The following is a 20,606-nucleotide window of genomic DNA, read 5'->3' as shown; positions in this document are numbered from 1 at the left end:
GGTGATGTCACTATTACATGTTGCCATTGTCGCGGTGGACGGGTTTAGCCCGTTCCACTACTCCGTTCCCTGCATTTTGTTTGGCGATACGGTATCGGGCGAAAAGCGCTTTAATGTCACGATTTGCGCTGAAAAACCAGGGTTTCTGACATCAAGAGACGGTTTTTCGCTCAATGCTACGCAGGATTACTCCACCATTGAGCAGGCTGATATTGTTGTCGTGCCCTACTGGCAGCACGTCCTGGAACGCCCGCCCCAGACGTTGATCGATAGCCTGGTGAAGGCGAGAGACAATGGCGCTGAAATCGTCGGGTTGTGTCTGGGGTCGTTTGTGCTGGGCTATGCGGGCATTCTCGACGGCAAGCGCGCTGCCACCCACTGGGAGTTCGAAAATCAGTTCCAGTCGCTCTTCCCGCACGTCCAGTTGGATATCAATGCCCTCTACGTGGATGACGGCAATATCATCACCTCTGCCGGAACCGCTGCCGCGCTGGACTGCTGCCTGTATATCATTCGCCAGCGCTTTGGCAGCGTGGTCGCCAACCAGATTGCCCGGCGGATGATTGTGCCGCCGCACCGCGAGGGCGGTCAGGCGCAGTTTATTGCTCAGCCTGTTCCGAATGACACCCGCGATGCACGTATCAATTGCCTTATCGACTATCTACAGCAGCACATCACCGAACCGCATAGCCTTGACTCGCTGGCGGACGTGGTTTCGATGAGCCGCCGCACCCTGACGCGTCATTTTATTAAAGCCACGGGGATGAGCGTTGCCGACTGGCTTACCGCCGAGCGCCTGCGGCGCAGCCAGATCCTGCTTGAAGCCGGAAATATGCCGATTGAGCGCGTGGCTGAGCTGGTGGGGTTTAATTCCGCCGTCACCTGGCGACAGCAGTTTAAGGCGCGTTTTGGGGTGAGTCCGGCGGAGTGGCGGAAGACCTTTCGGACTCATTCGTAGGCCGGGTAAGCGCAGCGCCACCCGGCGTTTACCCCAGCCTCTCCACCTTCGTTTCCCCTTCCACCATCGACAGCTGATACAGCGAAAACGATCGCTGTTTCTCAATTAAATTCGCCAGCTCCGGCGAGTGGCTGGTCAGCCAGATCTGCGAGTAGCGGCTGGCCTCTGCGATTAAGCTCGCCAGCGCGGGCAGCATCTGCGGGTGCAGGCTGTTTTCCGGTTCGTTGAGGGCGATAAACGCCGGCGGGCGCGGGCTTAACAGCGCGACCGCCAGGCACAGAAAGCGCAGGGTGCCGTCGGAAAACTCCGCCGGTTCCAGCGGTCTGCTCAGCCCCTCGCGCTGCATCATCATGCGAAAACGCCCGCCGGTGTTGTCGCTGTAAAACACGCAGCCGGGGAAAGCCTGATCAAGGATGCGCATCAGCAGCAGCTCGTCGCCAATTTCCACGATGGTCTGAAACGCCGCCGCCAGGTTTGCGCCGTCGCTGGCCAGCACCGGGGAGCGGAAACCGACCTGCGGAGCCCGCATCGCCGAGCCGGATGAGACGGAAAACTCATGATAAAATCGCCAGTTACGCAGCGACTCGCGCATCTGCGACACTTCCGGGTAGAGATGCGGCTCGCCGAGCTGGCCAAACACCGATTCATTCTCATACAGCGTGCCGCTGTGGGTGACTTTCTCGTGATGTACGTTATTCAGAAATACGGCCTGATTTTTACGCTTCATCAGCTGTGACGACGGGCGGCGGTATTGACCACTCAGCCAGATGGACTCTTCTTTGATCACCGGATCGAGTTGAAACTGTGAGGGGTAAGGCAGTTTTTCGACAAAGCCTACCTGCAGCTCGTATTCGTAGGTTTCTGTTTCCACGGCCAAATTCATCCGCCGCAGCTGGTCGCTGCGGGTTTTGCCTGCCCAGAACACTTTTAAAATCCCACCCTCGTTCGCCAGTGCCTGCGAAAACTGCCCCTGCGCGGCGCTGTGCATCAGGTGGATCGCTTTGTAGATATTTGATTTTCCGGTGCCGTTTGGGCCAAAGACGATGTTGAGCTGTTCCAGCTCCAGCGACATTTCGCGTATCGAGCGGTAGTTTTGAATGTGCAGGGTGGTGATCACAGGCAGTCCCTTTTTTGCGTTACTTACCTGTAAATAATTACAGTATTTTGCGTGGAATGCAAAAAAGAGACGACAGTGAGGATGTCGTCTAAACGGGGTACTGCTTTGGGCCTCTATGGGTCAAACGGGCCTTCGCATTTTTATCGTCAGGTTACTGCCAGACGCAGACCCAAATCATCAGGATAGGGATCAAAGTAGTTTTGCGTCATCAGATACCGGTCAGGGTATTCGGCCATATAGTGTTTCAGCAGCGTCAGCGGGGCGAGGATGGGCAGCAGCCCGTCGCGGTAGTGCAGGATCACATCGCGCAGTTCGACGCGCTGGCGGCTGTTCAGCTGGTTACGGAAATAGCCCTGAATATGCATTAGCACGTTGGTATGGTTTTTCCGCGAAGCGGGCTTTTTCAGGATCGTCATCAGCTTTTCGCGGTACGCCACGAAGAAGGCGTCCAGATCTTCCCATTCATGCAGCGACGCAACGAACGGGCCGATCTCGCGGTAGCCCGCCTGATGGTGCGCCAGCAGCTGCAATTTATAGCGGCTGTGGAAATCCAGCAGCGCGCGGCGCGTCAGGCCTTGATCACGCAGCGTGTTCAGCTCGTGCAGGGCAAATACCCGCTCGATAAAGTTTTCCCGCAGCACCGGGTCGTGCAGCCGACCGTCTTCCTCCACGGGCAGCCACGGGTAGGTTTCAAGCAGGGCGGCGGTGAACAGCCCGACACCCTCCTTGCGGCCCCGGTTGCCGTTTTCATCATACAGCCGCACGCGTTCCATGCCGCAGCTTGGCGATTTCGCGCAGACGATAAATCCCGACAGATCGCCGATTTTTGGCAGATAGTCCGCCGTAAAGTCGGCCATTTTCTGCGTAATATCATCATGGGGCGGCTTGCTGAAGCGGAGCTGCGTTTCGCCGCTGTCCGTCAGCGTCAGGCGTATGGCCGGGCGTGGCGTTGGCAGGCCAATCGCCATTTCCGGGCAGACGGGCCTGAAACTCACCCACTGGGCCAGTTCATCCATGACAAAGCCCATACGCTTGTGTCCGCCGTCGAAGCGAACGGCAGACCCGGTCAAACATCCGCTAATACCGAGCACAGGTTTTGTTGTCATGGTGTGGTCCTCCCGTTCTTCTCTTTAAAACTTACACAACATGACTAATTTGTCCAAGTATTAGCAGAACTATTTTTTATTTCCCTTTAAAATCAACGTTGGTTAACTGCCTTTGTAAGTTGAATAACCGTACTGGCTCAGCAGGAGAGGGATGTGCAGCTTTTCGTTGGTGCGGGTTACGGTGAACAGTACCGGGATCTCCGGGAAGAAGGAGTCCAGCTTCTTCCCGTGGAAGTAATCTGCGGTTTTAAAGGTCACTTTATAGACGCCGGGCTGCATATCCTGATCCTGCGGATAAAGCGATTTGATGCGGCCATCATGGTCGGTTTTGCCGCTGGCAATCGGGGTCCATTTGTCCTGCTGCTGTTTTTCCAGCGTGACGGTAACGTCCGATGGCGGCATCCCGGTTTGCTGGTCAAGAATGTGTACGCTCAGCGTGCCGGCAGGGGCGCTAAAGGCGGCAGGGGCAAAGGCCAGGGTGGTCAGCATCAGCAGAGAGGCAGTTTTTTTCATTGTGTTTTCCTGTGGAGTTGTCGGTCACAGGAAAACGTTAGCATTTGTGGCGCGGGAAAATATTCAACTTTTCGTGAAGATTCCCGCAGGAGAAAATGATTAGAGGATAATCACTTCAAGCGATACCTGCTGCTGCCACTGCTCGATCTGCTTTTTGCGCGCGGCGGTGAGTTTACCGCGCGTGACCAGAAGCCAGCGGCGGTCCGGGAAAATCTCCGGAGCCAGCGTGGCGGGCGGCGTGGGCAAAATATCGATACGGTGGCCTTGCCCGGTGCGGGTTAAGGCTTCGAGCCAGACTTCGCACGGGTCATTCAGGTACCAGCCGCTGAGCAGGATGTTGTCGCCTGGCGCTTTTTTATCGCCTTCCAGGCAAAACGAGGTGTAGGCGATGATGATGCCGTCGAGGATCTCGCGCAGGGTCATGGCGGCGGCGACGTTTGCCGATATCTGGCTGCGCAGCGGACGCAGCACGTTCGCGACCAGCTCTGGTCTGGGGTACTCGCGTCCTGCGTCGTAAATCATCTGGCGCAGGGACTCGATTTTGCCGTCCTGCAGGCGCTGTAACATGGTCTGCTGCAGCGTAAGCCAGTTGTTGGTCAGGCGCGACGTAGGGCGCTCCAGCAGCGGTTTGACCTGGCCAATCGGGACGCCTTTTTTTACCCAGTCGAGGATTTTTAGCGCCTGCTGGACGTCCTCATCGCTGTACTGGCGGTGACCGCCCTCCGTGCGCTGAGGCTTGAGTAAGCCGTAGCGCCGCTGCCAGGCCCGCAGCGTGGTGGCGGTGATCCCGCTGAGTCTGGCGAATTCGCCGATGGAGTAAGCCATGTCCGTGTCCAGAGTTGAGGAATACTCTCAATATACTACGAATTTTCGCGGACGGGATGAAGCGCCGCCGCGGTGCACTACACTTAATTTCCAACCGTGCAAATGAAAGGAATTCTCATGAAGCTATGGCCTGTTGTGACCGGTGTTGCCATTGCCCTGACGCTGGTAGCCTGTAAATCCCCCACCCCACCGAAGGGCGTGCAGCCCATTTCCGGTTTTGACGCCAGCCGCTATCTTGGCAAATGGTACGAAGTCGCTCGCCTGGAAAACCGCTTTGAACGCGGCCTGGAGCAGGTTACCGCCACCTACGGCACGCGCAGCGACGGCGGCATCAGCGTACTTAACCGCGGCTACGACCCGGTGAAGAACAAGTGGAATGAGAGCGAGGGTAAAGCCTACTTTACCGGCGAACCGACCACGGCCGCGCTGAAGGTGTCCTTCTTCGGCCCGTTCTACGGCGGGTATAACGTGATCAAACTGGACGATAAGTACCAGTACGCGCTGGTCAGCGGCCCGAACCGCGACTACCTGTGGATCCTGTCGCGCACGCCAACCATCCCGGATGCGGTGAAACAGGATTACCTGAACACCGCGCGCGGTCTGGGCTTCCAGGTTGACCAGCTGGTGTGGGTGAAGCAGTGAAGATCGTGCTTTCTTCGTAGGGTTTTACTGGCTCGCCTGGATAGACTTCCGTTAAAAGCCTAACGGAGGGAAGACGACATGAACTGGCAGCCTTTTCGCGGCGATGCACCGGAAAATATGACGATTTTCAGTGCGTCCTTTCCCGACGTCAGCGATCGGTGGCCGATGAAAGGCGATACCGTCCGGGAGATACATGCCATCGATCGGGGACTGAAAGCCGATCCGGCGCTCCGCCCTCCTTTTGTTGAATGGGAAGAGGGCGGCCAAGCGGTGCTTGTCCCGCAGAACCGCTATTCCGAACAAGCCTTTCGCAACCGTCCGGCGCTCACCGCGTGGCGAACCCGGCTGGTTCCCTCTGCGCTTGCACTTTTTGTGGTGCAAAATCCGCTGGAAGAGCGTCTTCCCGAAGGGACGAAAATGGACAGCGACAGCCGCCAGTGGTTTATTCACGCCAATGATGCCATCGGCGTACGCTCCCGCGCCCGCGTGCTGGCCGCGCTGGTGGAGAAGTACATTCACAACGAAAGCGAAAATAACTGGGTCAGCCTGGCGAGCGGGGCCGCCATCCCGGTGCTGGAGGCGCTCCGCAATGCCAAACTTGATGGTCAGCAGGTGTATCTCACGCTGGTCGATAAAGATGCCGTCGCCCTGAGCTGGGCCGAAACCATGGCGGCGCAGGAAGGGATTGTGGTGGGCGAACAGCTAACCCTCCTCAGACGCGACCTGCTCCATACGCTGGTGCGTAACGAGGATCTGCTGCTGGAGCTGGGCGAGCATCAGGCCGAACTGGTCGACGCGCTGGGGATCTTCGAATACTTCAATGATACCGATGCGGTGGTTTTTCTCCAGCGCGCGCTGCGGCTGGTCAAGCCCGGCGGCGCGGTGATTGTATCGAATATGCTGACCAGCAGCCCGCAAATTGACTTTGTGCTGCGGGGGATCGGCTGGGAGGATATTTACCCGAGGACGTTACAGCAGCTGCAGGATATCCACCTCGCGGCGGGCGTGCCGGTGGAAAACGTCACCGTGGTGGTGCCGAAGGACGGGGTGTACGCGGTGATGGAGATTAGGGTTTAGCACAATCGGTTCCCTCTCCCTGAGGGAGAGGGCCAGGGTGAGGGGGAACAGACCGCAAAGCGTGGCTTGAAATAATTCGGTTTTCCAATCATGATCCCCCCATGAAAATCGAAACCGCACTCCCCTCACACTTCGAACGTCTGGTCGCGATCTGGGAATCCTCCGTCCGCGCCACCCACCACTTTTTACAGGAAAGCGATATCGCGGCGCTGCGCCCGTTATTGCTTAACGCCTATCTGCCTAACCTCAAGGTCGTGATGGCCCGCGATGATGATGCAGGCGTTATTCACGGCTTTTTAGGCGTGGATGAAAACCGCATTGAAATGCTGTTTGTTGACGACGCGAGTCGCGGGAAGGGCGTCGGGAAATTGCTGCTGAACCACGCCATCGCAGCGTTCGGCGCGAACGAAGTGGACGTGAATGAGCAGAACCCGCAGGGCGTCGCGTTTTATCGCCATATGGGGTTTGAGCAGGTCGGACGCTCGGAACTGGACGGGCAGGGGAATCCGTTTCCGTTGTTGCATATGCGGTTGAATCGGGATTAGCGCTTAGCCTGCTTATCCCATTTTAATAAGCCGATGATATCTTTCTCACCTTCGGCTTCTTTCAGCAGGCGCTGCTTTTTTTCAAACTCAATGTATTCTGAGCACGCCTTTTCATCGGCCGCTTTCTTGCTGATTTTGCCTGCCCCTTCTAAAACGTCCCGGTCGTTAAATTGCAGGAACTGATCGAGTTTGGTTTGCCAGTCTCGTAAAAATACCTGCTTGCGGCGTTTGGCCTGATCTTCGGCAAAATCGAGCCACATATTAACGACGCGATTAAGCTCGCTCACCTCATCCTGAGACAGATAATTTTTTTCAGTGGTGACATCGTTTTACGGACTTCTTCGCCTTTATCGCTGGTCAGCCCCATATGGGGTTGAGAGGCGTCCGCACGCTGGTGAATCAACTCAGCAGCGGTGTGTCCCGTGCAGGCATAATGCAGTTTATTCTGGATGGTCTGGAAGAACTGCGTGGTTTCTTTGAGCGACGGCTGATAATCAGCGGCTAATGCAAAAATCTCCCTCACGCGGAGATAGACCCGGCGTTCGCTGGCCCGTATATCGCGAATGCGTTCCAGCATTTCATCGAAATAGTCAGGTACGGCGGATGATCCAACAGGTGGATTTTTCAGCCGCTCGTCGTCCATAACGAAGCCTTTGACCAGATATTCCTGCAGCGTTTGGGTGGCCCACTGGCGGAACTGTGTACCTCGCGCGGAGCGGACGCGATAGCCGATAGCGAGAATCACGGGCAGGCTAAAATATTGAACGTTATATACTTTACCATCGCGGGCAGTTGTTCGGTAAAACCGAACAACTGAATTTTCGACCAGCTCACCCTCATCAAAAATGTTTTTGATATGCCCGCTGATCGTTGCTTTGGCTTTACCCTATAACTCACAGATCGTAGCCTGTGAGAGCCACAACGTATCGCTTTCGAAGCGGCATTCAATGCGAACTTTTCCATCCTTACTGGCAAACATGACGAACTCACCGGCTGGTGAATTAATTAATTCTTCATATGTCATGCTGCCTCCGCGTCATAAGGTTGATGCCTGTAAGCTCGTAGTATGCCAGAAACAGCCGCTAAGCCAGGTGGTTTGTATTTGATTTTGCGAGGCGCTTTCCAGGACGCGAAGTTTGGATCGCCGCAAGCGCGTTCTCTATCTCAATAAGCTTTGCCTTCGTCCGTTTATAATCGTCCTGCAACCGCTGCTCCTGCTCGTTATATGCCACCAAAACGATGCATCCTTTCATGACTTTTATCGTGACCTGCTGTCCGGTATCAAAGCCCGCTGCGCGCAGCCACTTGCCGGAAAGGATAATTTTCGGCGTGGATTTGTCGAAAACATTCGGGCGGTATCCCACAATTAACGAACGCTCGGTTCCGGATTGGTCGGTGTCTGGGTTAGAATGCGAATCAGCCATAATCAACTCCTTGATAGTTGGTGAGGTTAGCTCTCGTCCGGTATTGCGAGTACCTGGCGAGGGCGTTTCAATCTGAGGTTGTCGTATGTTAAGGTACGTACCTCAATGAAGTTATCTTGCTCCTGTAGGTACGTACATGTCAACAGCTAAACGCGACCCTAACAAATCAACTTCCGGAAAAGCACCGACTTTTCAGATTCGTATTACGCCAGAGTTGAAGGCGCAGTTTGAGGCTGCGGCGAAGGCTGAAGGGATGAGTTTGGGGAATTGGCTCAAAACCTTAGGACGAAAAGAATTAGAAAAAATCGGTATTGAGCCAAAAAATTAGATTAATTTAAGTATCGATACGACTGAGGTGCACTGATGCCCATAGAACTCAGTTTTATAGGAGCTTCATATACGCGAATGTCACCAATTTCAATAGCAAAAGCTTTCTTTCTGTTATCAAAATATGAATCAAAAAAACTTTTACTTATGCCCGCTTGATGTCTAGTTTTGTTCCATAACTTTAATGGTTCATCTTCAATAATGTTTTTAATGTCAAATTCACCAATAATCATACCAACAGGCATAGTTGCGTATATTACAACAGATTTAACATCGTCGTTTTTGAAAATACCTTTACGGAACTCAAATTTTTTTGTCCCATCAAGAATTTTTTCCACAAATTCTGGCTTAATTGACAATAATACTTTCATCTGTTCCGCCTAACTCAACTATCATTTCGAATTGTCTATCTGTTAACTTCATTACGCCCCAGTAGTCCTTAGGATTCAGGCCTACCTCTTCGATAAGTTTAGCACGATTTACTCGTTTTGGCAGAGCTAAATTATAAGTGAAAGTTATGATATAAGGGTATTTTTTAGTTTTAAAGAATGATTTCAATTCTGATTCAGTAAATACGCTATATTTTAAACAATGATTGAGGAATTCTTTTTCATTTAAAAATGAGCTGATTGTTTTTACACTTTCGACAACACATAAAGAAGTGACAACCGAACGGTAATATGCAGGGCCCTGATTATCAGATGTGCGATAAATAATAATAATGTCATGAGGCTTCATTTTTGTTACATCACTCATTGCACAGATATATATTTTTCTAATACTATTAGCATAAGAAACATCTGCAATGACATCTGGTGCCTCATTTACGAGTTTTGAGTCTGGGAAAAGACGTGTGTGAAAAGTGGGATATATAGATAATAGATATTTGTTTTCATTATTTCTGTTATTTATATATGGGTAATCAGAAAGTAAATCTCCTGTTAAATGATCTGCACTCATCTCCCGAAGTAAAACATTTTCTGTTCCATTTTCGGAATGTTTGAGCCCATACTTTACAAATCCGTACTTCAAGAATAATTTAATAAGGTAATCATGTTTATCAAAGATAGTGACATAAATATCATTTACTTTTTCTTTTAACGCATGGTCGAATATTTTCTTCAAAAAACGCTGGCCGCGTAAAGTACCTTTTGTATTAAATTTAAACGTTCCGATTTTTAAATGATGTCCAGCGGGTATATTAGGAGAAGTATCATCAATAACCCCATCTTCTAATTTCAGATACATGAAGCCATCTATATTCTCATTCTCATCGAAGAGAACATATGCTTTATCTTTTTCAGGGGTTAAGCATTTTTTTTGGAACCATTCAACAAATCCTATTGCATAGTCTGATTTCAGACTATCGAAAAACGGATCTGAAAAATTAATTTTGGAAAAAGGTATTAATTTTAAATTCTCCATTACATAACTCCTTTTTTATACCCACATGCAAGACAAACAGCTTTAGCTTTTGATATTACTGCTAATGTGGAAGAGGTACTATGACAGGAACTACACTGTATCCACATTTTAGGTTTACTATCGAGTTTATAAATCTCTTTCAAGATTTCGTCAAGTGGAAAGAAAGTTTTATAAATATCAATAATATTATTAGAGTAGCCTTGTGCAGAAGCTAGGATCCCTTCAATTTCGAGCCCATCGTGACTGAATAAACCCTCCGAAAGTTTGAGCAGGCTAACTTTATTGATTTCTTCTTGTAGAGTTAAAAACGCGGAAAGAAAGTCTTTTATTACAGCTTTGCTATTACTTTTACCAAGATGTATTACTTTATTACGTTCTTTACGTAGGGCAACATAAGTATCATTGAATCTTTGAGGGAATGTAACTCCTGAAATACTGGAAGCTACATTATTTAAATCTGCGGCATCAATTGTTAAGCAGTCGAAGAAGGAGTGTTTTTTATAGGAATCCTTGAGGTCTTTTAATAACAAGAAAACACTTTTCTCGGCAATTATGGATTTTAAATAAATTTCTGCAGAATTAAATAATATGACTAATCCAGTTTGTAAAAATATTTCCTTTTCAAATAATAATCTTTTTATTCTCTGTTCATCAGTTTCATCTATTGCTGGTGTTTTAGTTAATTCCCAATCTTGTGAAAAATGTAAATAAAAAGTTTTAAGGAGAAAGGATAAATTTCGTTGGGCTGAAAGTAACATCTCATTATGATCTGGGAGTTCATTCATAAACCATTCCTTTGGATAAGATAAAGCAGAATTGATTAAGGCAGTTAGCTATATCTATTAATACTTATGAACAACTTTTGGCGGAAGATCACAGGAGTCGAACCTGCCCGGGAACGCTGGCGTCCCCAACTGGATTTGAAGTCCAGCCACCTCACCGGAGATGACGATCTTCCGCGCCTCGATTGCTACATGGAGGCGGGGCGCATTATAGCTACTTTCAGACATTTACCACATACCCCACACCACTTTTTTCACCTCTCTTTTGACCTGCACCCCCCTGTTTCAGCTAATTCCTAAGAAAATCCTCAGGTTAGCCTTTTGTGCTCTCCAACATTTATCGCGATCACAAAAAACAAGAAACGTAATCTGCTAACCAGAAAACGCAATACACGCTCCTGAAACGATGGTTTAAAACGTTGTAACCGGTCTCAGCGCCCCCTACAGCGTGAAGGATAAAAAAAGATGAGCGAAGTATTGTCAGTTAAAGAGAAGATTGGCTACGGCATGGGAGACGCCGCCAGCCACATCATTTTTGATAACGTCATGTTGTACATGATGTTTTTCTACACCGATATTTTCGGCATTCCCGCCGGGTTTGTCGGCACCATGTTCCTGCTGGCCCGCGCGCTGGATGCGATCTCCGACCCGTGCATGGGGCTGATTGCCGACCGCACCCGCAGCCGCTGGGGCAAGTTCCGTCCGTGGATTTTGTTTGGTGCCATCCCGTTCGGGATCGTCTGCGTGCTGGCCTACACCACGCCGGACCTCAGCCTCGACGGTAAAATGGTTTACGCCGCCGTTACCTACACCCTGCTGACCCTGCTCTATACCGTGGTCAATATCCCGTACTGCGCGCTGGGCGGCGTGATCACCAACGACCCGACGCAGCGTATCTCCCTTCAGTCGTGGCGCTTTGTGCTGGCGACCGCGGGCGGCATGCTCTCCACGGTGCTGATGATGCCCCTGGTGAACCTGATTGGCGGCGACGATAAGGCGTTCGGCTTCCAGGGCGGCATCGCCGTGCTGTCGGTGGTCGCGTTCCTGATGCTGGCGTTCTGCTTCTTTACCACCAAAGAGCGCATCCAGGTGCCGCCGAGCACCACCTCCATGCGGGAAGACCTGCGCGACATCTGGCAAAACGACCAGTGGCGCATCGTCGGCGTGCTCACCATCCTCAATATCCTCGCCGTCTGCGTGCGCGGCGGCGCGATGATGTACTACTGCACCTGGATCATGGGCTCGCCGGAGGTGTTCGTCGCGTTCCTCACCACCTACTGCGTCGGCAACCTGATCGGCTCCGCGCTGGCGAAACCCCTCACCGACTGGAAGTGCAAGGTCAGCATTTTCTGGTGGACCAACGCCGCGCTGGCGGTGGTCAGCGTGGCGATGTTCTTCGTGCCGATGCACGCCACCGTGGTGATGTTTGCCTTTATCTTCGTCATCGGCGTGCTGCACCAGCTTGTGACGCCGATTCAGTGGGTAATGATGTCCGATACCGTCGACTACGGCGAATGGACCAACGGCAAACGCCTGACCGGCATCAGCTTTGCGGGCACGCTGTTCGTACTGAAGCTGGGTCTGGCGCTGGGTGGGGCGATGATCGGCTGGATGCTGGCAGGCGGCGGCTACGACGCGGCGGCCAAAACCCAGAACAGCGCGACCATCAGCATCATTATCGGCCTGTTTACCCTGGCCCCGGCGGTCTGCTACGTGCTGAGCGCCATTATCGCCAAACGCTACTACACGCTGAAAACGCCCTTCCTGACCAAAATCCTGAGCGATCTGGCGCAGGGCGCGCGCCGCAACCAGCAGGAGTTTGAAAACCTGCCGGTCAGCAAAGAATTACAGAACTAAGAGGACGAGAGTATGAAAATCAGTGATGGAAACTGGCTCATTCAACCGGGCCTTAACGTGACCTATCCGGTGCAGGTGTTCGACGTGGAGCAGCAGGGCAATGACCTGGTGGTGTACGTGGCACCGCGCGACGTGCGCGAGCGCACCTGGCAGCTCGACACGTTGATGTTCACGGTGCGCCTGTTTGCCCCGCAGGAAGGGATTGTCGGGGTGCGCATCGAGCATTTCCAGGGCGCGCTGAACAACGGCCCGCACTATCCGCTGAACGTTCTGAAAGACGTGAAGGTAGAGATTGATAACAACGCCGATTTTGCCGAGCTGAAAAGCGGCAGCGTCAGCGTGCGCGTTACCAAAGGCGAGTTCTGGGCGCTGGACTTCCTGCGCAACGGCCAGCGCATTACCGGCAGCCAGCTGAAGAACAACGGCTACGTGCAGGACAACAATACCGACCGCAATTATGTGTTCGAACGGCTGGATCTGGGCGTGGGGGAAACGGTCTACGGTCTGGGCGAGCGCTTTACCGCCCTGGTGCGCAACGGCCAGACGGTCGAAACCTGGAACCGCGACGGCGGCACCAGCACCGAGCAGTCCTACAAAAACATCCCGTTCTACCTGACCAACCGCGGCTACGGCGTGCTGGTGAATCACCCCGAGAACGTCTCGTTTGAAGTCGGCTCCGAGAAGGTGTCCAAAGTGCAGTTCAGCGTTGAAGGCGAATATCTCGAGTACTTCGTAATCGACGGCCCAACGCCGAAAGAGGTATTAAACCGCTATACCCGTTTCACCGGGCGTCCGGCGCTGCCGCCTGCGTGGTCGTTCGGCCTGTGGCTCACCACCTCGTTCACCACTAACTACGATGAAGCGACGGTGAACAGCTTTATCGACGGTATGGCCGAGCGCAACCTGCCGCTGCACGTGTTCCACTTCGACTGCTTCTGGATGAAGGCCTTCCAGTGGTGCGACTTCGAGTGGGACCCGGTGACCTTCCCGGACCCTGAAGGGATGATCCGCCGCCTGAAAGAGAAAGGGCTGAAGGTCTGCGTGTGGATCAACCCGTACATCGGCCAGAAGTCACCGGTATTCCGGGAACTGAAAGAGAAGGGCTACCTGCTCAAGCGCCCGGACGGCTCCCTGTGGCAGTGGGACAAATGGCAGCCGGGGCTGGCGATTTACGACTTCACCAACCCGGAAGCGTGCCAGTGGTATGCCGACAAGCTGAAAGGCCTGGTGGACATCGGCGTCGACTGCTTCAAGACCGACTTCGGCGAGCGTATCCCGACGGACGTGCAGTGGTGCGACGGGTCCGATCCGCAGAAGATGCACAACCACTACGCCTACCTCTATAACGAGCTGGTGTGGAACGTGCTGAAAGAGACGGTGGGGGAAAAAGAGGCGGTGCTGTTTGCCCGCTCGGCGTCCGTGGGTGCGCAGCAGTTCCCGGTGCACTGGGGCGGCGACTGCTACGCCAACTACGAATCGATGGCCGAAAGCCTGCGCGGTGGGCTGTCGATTGGCCTGTCCGGCTTCGGGTTCTGGAGCCACGATATCGGCGGATTCGAAAACACCGCCCCGGCGCACGTCTACAAACGCTGGTGCGCGTTCGGGCTGTTCTCCAGCCACAGCCGCCTGCACGGCAGCAAATCCTACCGCGTGCCGTGGGCGTACGATGATGAGTCCTGCGACGTGGTGCGCCACTTTACGCAGCTGAAATGTCAGCTGATGCCGTATCTGTACCGTCAGGCGGCGCTGGCCCGCGAGTTCGGCACGCCGATGCTGCGCGCGATGATGCTGGAGTTCCCGGACGATCCGGCGTGCGATTACCTCGACCGCCAGTACATGCTGGGGGACGCGGTGATGGTCGCGCCGGTGTTCTCCGAGGCGGGCGACGTGCAGTTCTACCTGCCGGAAGGACGCTGGACGCACCTGTGGCACAACGACGAAATTCAGGGCAGCCGCTGGCATAAGCAGCAGCACGATTTCATGAGCCTGCCGGTCTACGTGCGCGACAACACGCTGCTGGCGCTGGGCAGCAACAACCAGAAGCCGGACTACGCGTGGAACGAGGGGACGGCCTTCCAGCTGTTTAACCTGGACGATGGCGCAACGGCCGCATGCGACGTGCCCGCGGCGGACGGTTCGGCGATCTTTACGCTGCAGGCGACGCGCAATGGCAACACCATTACCCTAAAAGGTGAAGGGGAGGCGCGGAACTGGTCGATCTGTCTGCGCAATATACAGAAAATCCATGAAGTAAAAGGCGGTTCTCAGGCAGGTAGTGAGTGGGGGGTAGTGTTAAAAGCGCTGCAAAATGAGGTAGTTATTCATCTTTAATTATAGCTAACGTAATAAAAAGCGAGCCTTATGGCTCGCTTTTTATTGGCGATCAGTTAACGGTTAAATCCATCGTTAATCGATATTCAAACGCCCAGGCGGTGTGCCAGTCTTTTCCGAAGAAATGGATCAATCCAGTGTAATGGCCCGGTGGAATGTCCTGGTTATCGCTACGGCTCCACGTAAATCTGGCTCGGTAACCGTCAACGCTACACGTTATAGCTGCGTTAAGAGGGCGCTGTGAACAAGCCGATGTACGATAACCTTTAAGGTAGACTTCATATTGCTTACCGCTGTCGTCAATCAATGTGACGGGGGTTGAGACATCAGCGCTACCGCTTGCCTCCCAAACAAGCTGTGTGGGACCGGTGGTGGGGGAAGCGGTGACAAAGCCTAAACTCGAATAACCTTTAATCTCCGCGGAAGTATAGGTTGATGAATCCGTTGTCACATACCATGTATCTTCAATGGTGTTGATAAACTTCACCTGGCTATTTTCTAATGATGATGCATTGATCGATGCCGTCACTGTAGCCAGGCCAATATCATTGCCGCTTAGTTTCACTGTAGCGACGCCTGAGCTATTGGTATTGGTTGTTGACCCTGACAGCTTGTTCAATGTGGTTTGCCAGTTAATGGCGGCGCCAGGCACGCTGTTATGGTTCACATCCTCAATTTGAGTGGTGTAGGTAACAGAATCCGAGCCGTTAGCGAGCGCAGTGGTTTTGTCCACCGTCAGTGAAAGCAGCGTTGCCGTTTTCGCATCACCAATAAAGGTTACTTTCGCGGCGGACAGCGTTTTGCTATTGCCCGGTACCGTTGCCGTCACCACCGCATCACGTGCTTTAAGCGTATGTCCTGAAATGGACGCGATACCCTGCTCATTCGTGATGCTATTGCTGGCCGTAAGGATCAGATCCGAATCGTCGCTGCTCCAGTTAATCGCCGTTGACGGCAGGATGTTGCCGTTCGCATCCTTCACGGTGACCGACCAGGTCACCGTGTCGGTATTGTCCGCGACGGCCTGGGTTTTATCGGCCTTGATATTTGCGAGCGTGGCGGTTTCAACGTCCCCAATAACGTTCAGCGTTAAGGTTTGCTGAGAGCTGTTGATACCTGCCCCGACAACCGTTGCACCGGCTTTGGTGTCTGTGTAAGTCACGCTGGTTAAGCCATTGCTGTCGGTGACGCTGCTGTCGGCTGGCTGGAACGCTCCCCCGTTGCTATCGGTACCCCAGTGTACCGTCGCGTTCGCAACGGGATTGTCGTTCGCGTCAGTGATCGTGGCCTGAAGCGTGACGAGGTCTTTTCCTGCAACGATATCCGTTGTTTTGCTGGCAGTGATCTTCGAGACCTTCTCCGTGGTGCTGTCAGCGATAAAACGCATCGTTGCTGAGGATGTATTCACGCCATTGAACGTGGCGACCGCTTTGCACGAGACAATATTCCCTGACGTTACGGATACAGTCGATTTGCCCTCGGTATTGGTGGGCACTGTGTTGGCAGAGAGATGCGCAGAATCCGCCGGGTTAAGGCTCCATGCTACCTCGCCCTGGTTAATGACGTTGCCGTAATCGTCCTTAACTGTAGCCGTTAAGTTAATCGCGTCCTTACCGTCGGCTATGGCATCGTAATCATATCCCGGAGAGGTGATCGAGACCACTTTCGCACTCACCTGGTCCGGCACGATGTTAAGCTGAATGGTTTTCTGGCTGTTGTTCACGCTGCTTGCTGTCACGATTGTGGCCTGCGCGAGCGTGCCGCTAAAGGTGACTATCGCCTGTCCCTGGGCATCGGTAGTTGAGGTTGGCTCACTGAAGTTGCCCGAGGTATTATCGGATGACCAACTGACTGCGGCGTTAGCAATAGGATGCCCCGACGCATCCTGCACCGTTGCCGTCAGGGTGACATTGTCTCTTCCCGCGGCAATGTCGTCCGTTTTACTTGCCGTAAGCGTCTGAATGGCGGCCGATCCGGTATCGGCGGTAAAGTTCACGGTTTCTGCATTTTCATCCATACCGTTGACTTTGGCGGTGACCACGTACTTTTCTACCAGGGTAGAGGTTAAGGAAACGGTCACCTTACCTGCGCTGTCAGAGATGCTGCTGGTGGCTGACAGCTTGCCCGTAGCTGGGCTTACCGACCATTCTGCACTTACCCCTGTAACAGGGTTACTGTTGGCGTCGGTCACGGTGCCGGTATAGGTTATGCTGTCCATGCCATTGGCGATCGCAGTGGTTTTATTCGTGGTGATGTTTCCTATCTGCGCGGTTGCGGAATCGCCGGTAAAGGTGGTAACCGGCGCATTCCACGCCGCGCCTGTCACCGCCTGAGCAGTCACGTTGACGTCACCAGCTTTCAGGGTTGTCACGGTTACCCTTGCGGTGCCGTTCACGTCCGTTTTGGTCGTTGCGGATGACAGTTTCGCCGTAGCGGGTATTGCCTTCCAGCTAACGTCCTGGCCATTAACCGGGTTACCCTGGGCATCTGTCACGGTGGCGGTGTAGGTGATCTGATCTTTACCATTGGCGATGGCCGTCGACTTATCCACCGTGACGTCCGTAACTTTTGCCGTCGCGGTGTCCGCGGTAAACAGGAGGTCAGGCGAATTAACCGCCCCGCCGGTTGCGGCGCTGGCTGAGACGACCACCTTACCCTGCGCGGATGAGACCAGCGTGACAATGGCATCCCCTTGCAGGTTAGTACTATTTTGCGTGTCGCTCAGCGTACCTTGTCCCTGCACGATTTTCCATTCGATGGCGCCGTTCGCAACAGGGTGCTCACTGGCATCGATAACGTGAGCCGTGAGCGTAATACGATCGTTCTGGTTGGCCACCGCCTGGGTTTTGTCCACGTTCAGCGACTGAACAGACGCCGTGGCGTTATCCGCAAGGAAATTAATGGTGGGGGAGGTTTGCGATTGTTTTCCCAGCACCGCGGTAACCGTCACGTCTTCGACGGCGGTTGAGGTCAGATCGACAGTCGCTACACCCTGCGCGTCCGTGTTGGTGGCGCTAGCGGATAAGCTTGCGTCAGTACTGGACGTAGTCCAGTTAACAGGAATGCCCTGAGCCGGATTGTGATTGGCATCTTCAACCTTCACCGTGAAAGTGACGGCATCGTGGCCGTTGGCGAGCGCCGAGGCTTTACTGGCCGTTACGCTGCTCAGGGTTGTGGTTTTAGCATCCGGCAGAAAAGTCAGCGTGCCTGATGTTAATGCCTCGCTGTTTCCCGTTGAGGCCGAAACAATGCCCTGCCCGGCTTTTGCTGACGTCAGGGTGACAGTCGCAATTCCATTCTCGTCGGTATTGCTCTTTTTATCCGCCAGGTGAGCGGTACCGCTGGCTGCATCGATCGCCCAGTCTACGGTCTGGTTCGACAGCGGATGCTGGCTGGCATCGGTGACCATCGCGCTGACGGTGATAGCGTCCTGATTATCGGCACGGGCAACGGTTTTATCGGCATCAATTTGCAAGACCTGCGCGCTGCTGGCGTCGGCCGTAAACTGCAACGACTGACTGTTCATGGATTCGCCGTTATCAAGCGTCGCGCTCACCGTAGCGCGTATGATTTGGCCGCTGGTGACAGAGGCGACGGCATTTCCCTGGCTATCTGTTGTGCTCACTGGCGCGCTTAGTATTGCGTCGGCGTTGTTGCTTTGCCAGTGCACTGTCATGCCCTGTACAGGATTATTCATCGCGTCTACCACGTGCGCCGTCAGCGAAATCGCGTCCTGACTGTTCGCCAGCGCGGTGGTTTTAGAGGCGTCAAGGGTGGCAAAATGCGCGTTGTCTTGCACTGCCGTCAGGTTAATGGTGGTGGTGCTGAGCTTCGTGGTTTGATTATAGAGCGGCTGGACGATAACCGCGCCAGGTCGCGTGCCCGCAGTGAAAGTACTCACGTATACGCCCGGATACTGCTCCCTAAACGCGCTGATTTTTTCCGCTACCGTTGAAGTAGAGGATGCCTGGTTTTGCGTGTTGCGAATCAGCTCGGCGCTAAGGTTGCTGGCGAGTCCGGTAATTTTTTGCCCGCTGCCTGATGTAACTGTGACGTTCACTTGTGTTGTGCTGACGCCGTCTGCTGGCAGCGTTGTGCTGTCCGCCGTGGTTGTGGTGGCGATGTCATTCAGATTAAAACCGCTCACGGCTACGGTCATATGGCTGACGTCAGATTTATTGCCCTGGTTGTCGTAGGCCGTGGCGGCAACAACGTACATATTCTTCTCGGCGCCATTTTGTATGTAATGCGGCATCGTGACCCTCCACGCGCCGTTTTTCTCGGTGATGCTGCCGCCGTTCTGGACCAGATTGTCATCCTGCCAGGTGATATGATCGAGAGGGTATTTGCTCTTCACCGTGACATTGACTGGCAGCGTTTCATCCTCTGTACCGGTTACTTTTTCCGGCACTTTGAGCGATATCAGCTCTTTCTTACGGTAGTCCAGCACGATGGTGTTGTTGCGGTTGACCAAATCGAGGCGACTGCCGAGCAGCGTACGGCGGTTTTTGACGTTATCGGCGTCGAGTTGAGCGCTGAGTGGTGAGCCAAGCGACCAGTTAACCGCCATTTCGAGTTGGGTATCGTTATGATCGCCTTTACCCATTTTTTGGTTCACGCCAACGGAAAGGAGCGGAACCGGAGTGTAATTGACGCCCGCGGTCAATGCATAGGGATCGTGCTGGCGGTCATCGTCGCTGTCGCCAAACAGCGCCACGCTGTCGCCATAATATTGCTCCCAAATCAACTGCGCGCCGAGTTGCGGATAGGCCGGTAAATAACCTTCGGCCCGCACGTCATAGCCGCTGGCGACACGCTCTTCGTAATCCGTATGGTCTTTCGAATCTTTCCAGCCAGAAAGACGCTGGTAGGCGTTGGCGCTCAGCTTGAGATAATCCCAGCCAAGCTCGCCGCCAATGCCCAGGCGCTGGTGGGTCACGCTTGAGATTTGCTGGTCATAAAAGGCGTTAACGCCCCACATCCAGCGGTCGGCGAAATAACGATAACCTGCGCCCGCGTTGATAATATTGCGATCGTCATCGCGTCTTCCGCCTAATTGCGTAAATAACAGGTTGTGTTTCTTATCATCATAAAGCGGCAGCAGGAGATCCAGACTCGCGCTCTCCAGCGACAGATCGTTATTGAGACCTAAATTTACCTTTGCCGTGCCAAACTGTTGAAGCCAGTTTTGTACTTCATTCGTGGCATAAGCCGATCCGTTATTAAGCGCAGAGTTAATTAACGCATCCGTTTTGTTATCCTGACTCAGCATCGCACCAGTGCTGGACAGTACGTTTGCGAGGTTTTTACCTGCGTCATCGTCTTTATCTGTACCTGTTGCTGGCCTGGAAACTGGCTCCGATGCTGATGGGATGGGCATTTCTGCTCTGGCGGGGAATGAAAATATAAATGAATTAATAAACAGAAAGATAAGGTGGACGCATATTTGCGTGCAGGCCATAAATCGTGCAGAAAAATGCATTGCTGGAGTCCTTTCCTGAGTAACGAGAGAGAGGTGGTAAAGTCACCAGCAGCAGTATATTAAGATTTTTCTAAGGTGTGTTTTAGGGTTTCTTATTTTTAATTTTATTTTTTCTAAATTAAAAATAGTTAACGGTTAGTTAACCTTGTAACTTAAAAATAACGGTATTTATATAGCCAGCCTCGTGCTTTCAGG

General features: G+C 53.1%; 16 protein-coding genes, 1 tRNA gene and 1 pseudogene. 7 read left to right on the top strand and 11 right to left on the bottom strand.

Annotation, left to right across the window (positions count from 1 at the left end; all coding sequences use genetic code 11):
* The first annotated feature begins 4 nt into the window (after positions 1 to 4).
* Positions 5 to 958, top strand: a complete 954-nt coding sequence (locus KK102_RS18810) for a GlxA family transcriptional regulator (protein ID WP_126545740.1) — start codon at positions 5 to 7, stop codon at positions 956 to 958.
* A 28-nt stretch (positions 959 to 986) separates the two neighbouring features.
* On the opposite strand, the gene KK102_RS18805 is transcribed toward KK102_RS18810, so the two are convergent.
* The 4 genes from KK102_RS18805 to KK102_RS18790 all read right to left on the bottom strand — a co-directional run bounded on the left by KK102_RS18805 (position 987) and on the right by KK102_RS18790 (position 4,519).
* Positions 987 to 2,075: an AAA family ATPase gene (locus KK102_RS18805; RefSeq protein WP_172701442.1), complete on the bottom strand. Its 1,089-nt coding sequence runs from the start codon at positions 2,073 to 2,075 to the stop codon at positions 987 to 989.
* Positions 2,076 to 2,221: 146 nt separating this feature from the next.
* Complete coding sequence (locus KK102_RS18800; RefSeq protein WP_216358205.1) at positions 2,222 to 3,181, bottom strand: YbgA family protein; 960 nt, start codon at positions 3,179 to 3,181, stop codon at positions 2,222 to 2,224.
* A 102-nt stretch (positions 3,182 to 3,283) separates the two neighbouring features.
* Positions 3,284 to 3,694: a hydroxyisourate hydrolase gene (gene uraH / locus KK102_RS18795; RefSeq protein WP_042714413.1), complete on the bottom strand. Its 411-nt coding sequence runs from the start codon at positions 3,692 to 3,694 to the stop codon at positions 3,284 to 3,286.
* A gap of 99 nt (positions 3,695 to 3,793) precedes the next feature.
* On the bottom strand, positions 3,794 to 4,519 hold the full coding sequence (locus tag KK102_RS18790) for a MerR family transcriptional regulator (protein ID WP_216358204.1): 726 nt from the start codon (positions 4,517 to 4,519) through the stop codon (positions 3,794 to 3,796).
* Positions 4,520 to 4,636: 117 nt separating this feature from the next.
* Here KK102_RS18790 and KK102_RS18785 point away from each other — a divergent pair, with 117 nt between their 5' ends.
* The 3 genes from KK102_RS18785 to KK102_RS18775 all read left to right on the top strand — a co-directional run bounded on the left by KK102_RS18785 (position 4,637) and on the right by KK102_RS18775 (position 6,783).
* Positions 4,637 to 5,161 carry a lipocalin family protein gene (locus tag KK102_RS18785; RefSeq protein ID WP_126545735.1) on the top strand — a complete coding sequence of 175 codons (525 nt, stop codon included), beginning with the start codon at positions 4,637 to 4,639 and terminating at the stop codon, positions 5,159 to 5,161.
* Positions 5,162 to 5,239: 78 nt separating this feature from the next.
* On the top strand, positions 5,240 to 6,238 hold the full coding sequence (locus tag KK102_RS18780; RefSeq protein WP_216358203.1) for a class I SAM-dependent methyltransferase: 999 nt from the start codon (positions 5,240 to 5,242) through the stop codon (positions 6,236 to 6,238).
* Positions 6,239 to 6,339: 101 nt separating this feature from the next.
* The gene (locus tag KK102_RS18775) at positions 6,340 to 6,783 is read left to right on the top strand and encodes an acetyltransferase (RefSeq protein WP_216358202.1); all 444 of its coding nucleotides are present in this window, start codon (positions 6,340 to 6,342) and stop codon (positions 6,781 to 6,783) included.
* Here KK102_RS18775 and KK102_RS18770 read toward each other — a convergent pair.
* Positions 6,780 to 7,807: pseudogene (locus KK102_RS18770) on the bottom strand (virulence RhuM family protein). The gene KK102_RS18775 and the pseudogene KK102_RS18770 sit on opposite strands and share 4 nt — an antisense overlap.
* Positions 7,808 to 7,865: 58 nt before the next feature.
* Positions 7,866 to 8,207: a SymE family type I addiction module toxin gene (locus tag KK102_RS18765; RefSeq protein ID WP_216358201.1), complete on the bottom strand. Its 342-nt coding sequence runs from the start codon at positions 8,205 to 8,207 to the stop codon at positions 7,866 to 7,868.
* Between the two features lie 136 nt (positions 8,208 to 8,343).
* Here KK102_RS18765 and KK102_RS18760 point away from each other — a divergent pair, with 136 nt between their 5' ends.
* On the top strand, positions 8,344 to 8,535 hold the full coding sequence (locus KK102_RS18760) for a toxin-antitoxin system HicB family antitoxin (RefSeq protein ID WP_216358200.1): 192 nt from the start codon (positions 8,344 to 8,346) through the stop codon (positions 8,533 to 8,535).
* Between the two features lies 1 nt (position 8,536).
* Here KK102_RS18760 and KK102_RS18755 read toward each other — a convergent pair whose 3' ends face one another.
* From KK102_RS18755 to KK102_RS18740, 4 genes are all read right to left on the bottom strand, one after another.
* Positions 8,537 to 8,905: an ASCH domain-containing protein gene (locus tag KK102_RS18755; RefSeq protein WP_047062544.1), complete on the bottom strand. Its 369-nt coding sequence runs from the start codon at positions 8,903 to 8,905 to the stop codon at positions 8,537 to 8,539.
* A complete protein-coding gene (locus KK102_RS18750) occupies positions 8,883 to 9,959 on the bottom strand; it encodes an N-acetyltransferase (protein ID WP_216358199.1) in 1,077 nt (358 codons plus the stop codon). The genes KK102_RS18755 and KK102_RS18750 overlap by 23 nt, the downstream gene beginning before the upstream one ends.
* Positions 9,959 to 10,744 (bottom strand): hypothetical protein, encoded by a 786-nt coding sequence (locus KK102_RS18745; RefSeq protein WP_125366094.1) that lies wholly within the window; start codon positions 10,742 to 10,744, stop codon positions 9,959 to 9,961. The genes KK102_RS18750 and KK102_RS18745 overlap by 1 nt, the downstream gene beginning before the upstream one ends.
* Before the next feature lie 78 nt (positions 10,745 to 10,822).
* Positions 10,823 to 10,917 (bottom strand) — tRNA-Sec (locus tag KK102_RS18740).
* A 289-nt stretch (positions 10,918 to 11,206) separates the two neighbouring features.
* On the opposite strand from KK102_RS18740, the gene KK102_RS18735 reads away from it, so the two are divergent.
* A complete protein-coding gene (locus KK102_RS18735; protein ID WP_216358198.1) occupies positions 11,207 to 12,598 on the top strand; it encodes a glycoside-pentoside-hexuronide family transporter in 1,392 nt (463 codons plus the stop codon).
* 12 nt (positions 12,599 to 12,610) lie between these two features.
* Positions 12,611 to 14,929 (top strand): alpha-xylosidase, encoded by a 2,319-nt coding sequence (yicI, locus tag KK102_RS18730; RefSeq protein ID WP_216358197.1) that lies wholly within the window; start codon positions 12,611 to 12,613, stop codon positions 14,927 to 14,929.
* Positions 14,930 to 14,981: 52 nt separating this feature from the next.
* On the opposite strand, the gene KK102_RS18725 is transcribed toward yicI, so the two are convergent.
* Positions 14,982 to 20,309, bottom strand: coding sequence for an Ig-like domain-containing protein (locus tag KK102_RS18725; protein WP_338070882.1), 5,328 nt, complete (start codon positions 20,307 to 20,309; stop codon positions 14,982 to 14,984).
* Between the last annotated feature and the right edge of the window lie 297 nt (positions 20,310 to 20,606).

Origin of the sequence: Enterobacter quasimori, assembly GCF_018597345.1 — a bacterium.
Taxonomy (GTDB): domain Bacteria; phylum Pseudomonadota; class Gammaproteobacteria; order Enterobacterales; family Enterobacteriaceae; genus Enterobacter; species Enterobacter mori.
This window is presented reverse-complemented; position numbering and strand designations above follow the sequence as displayed.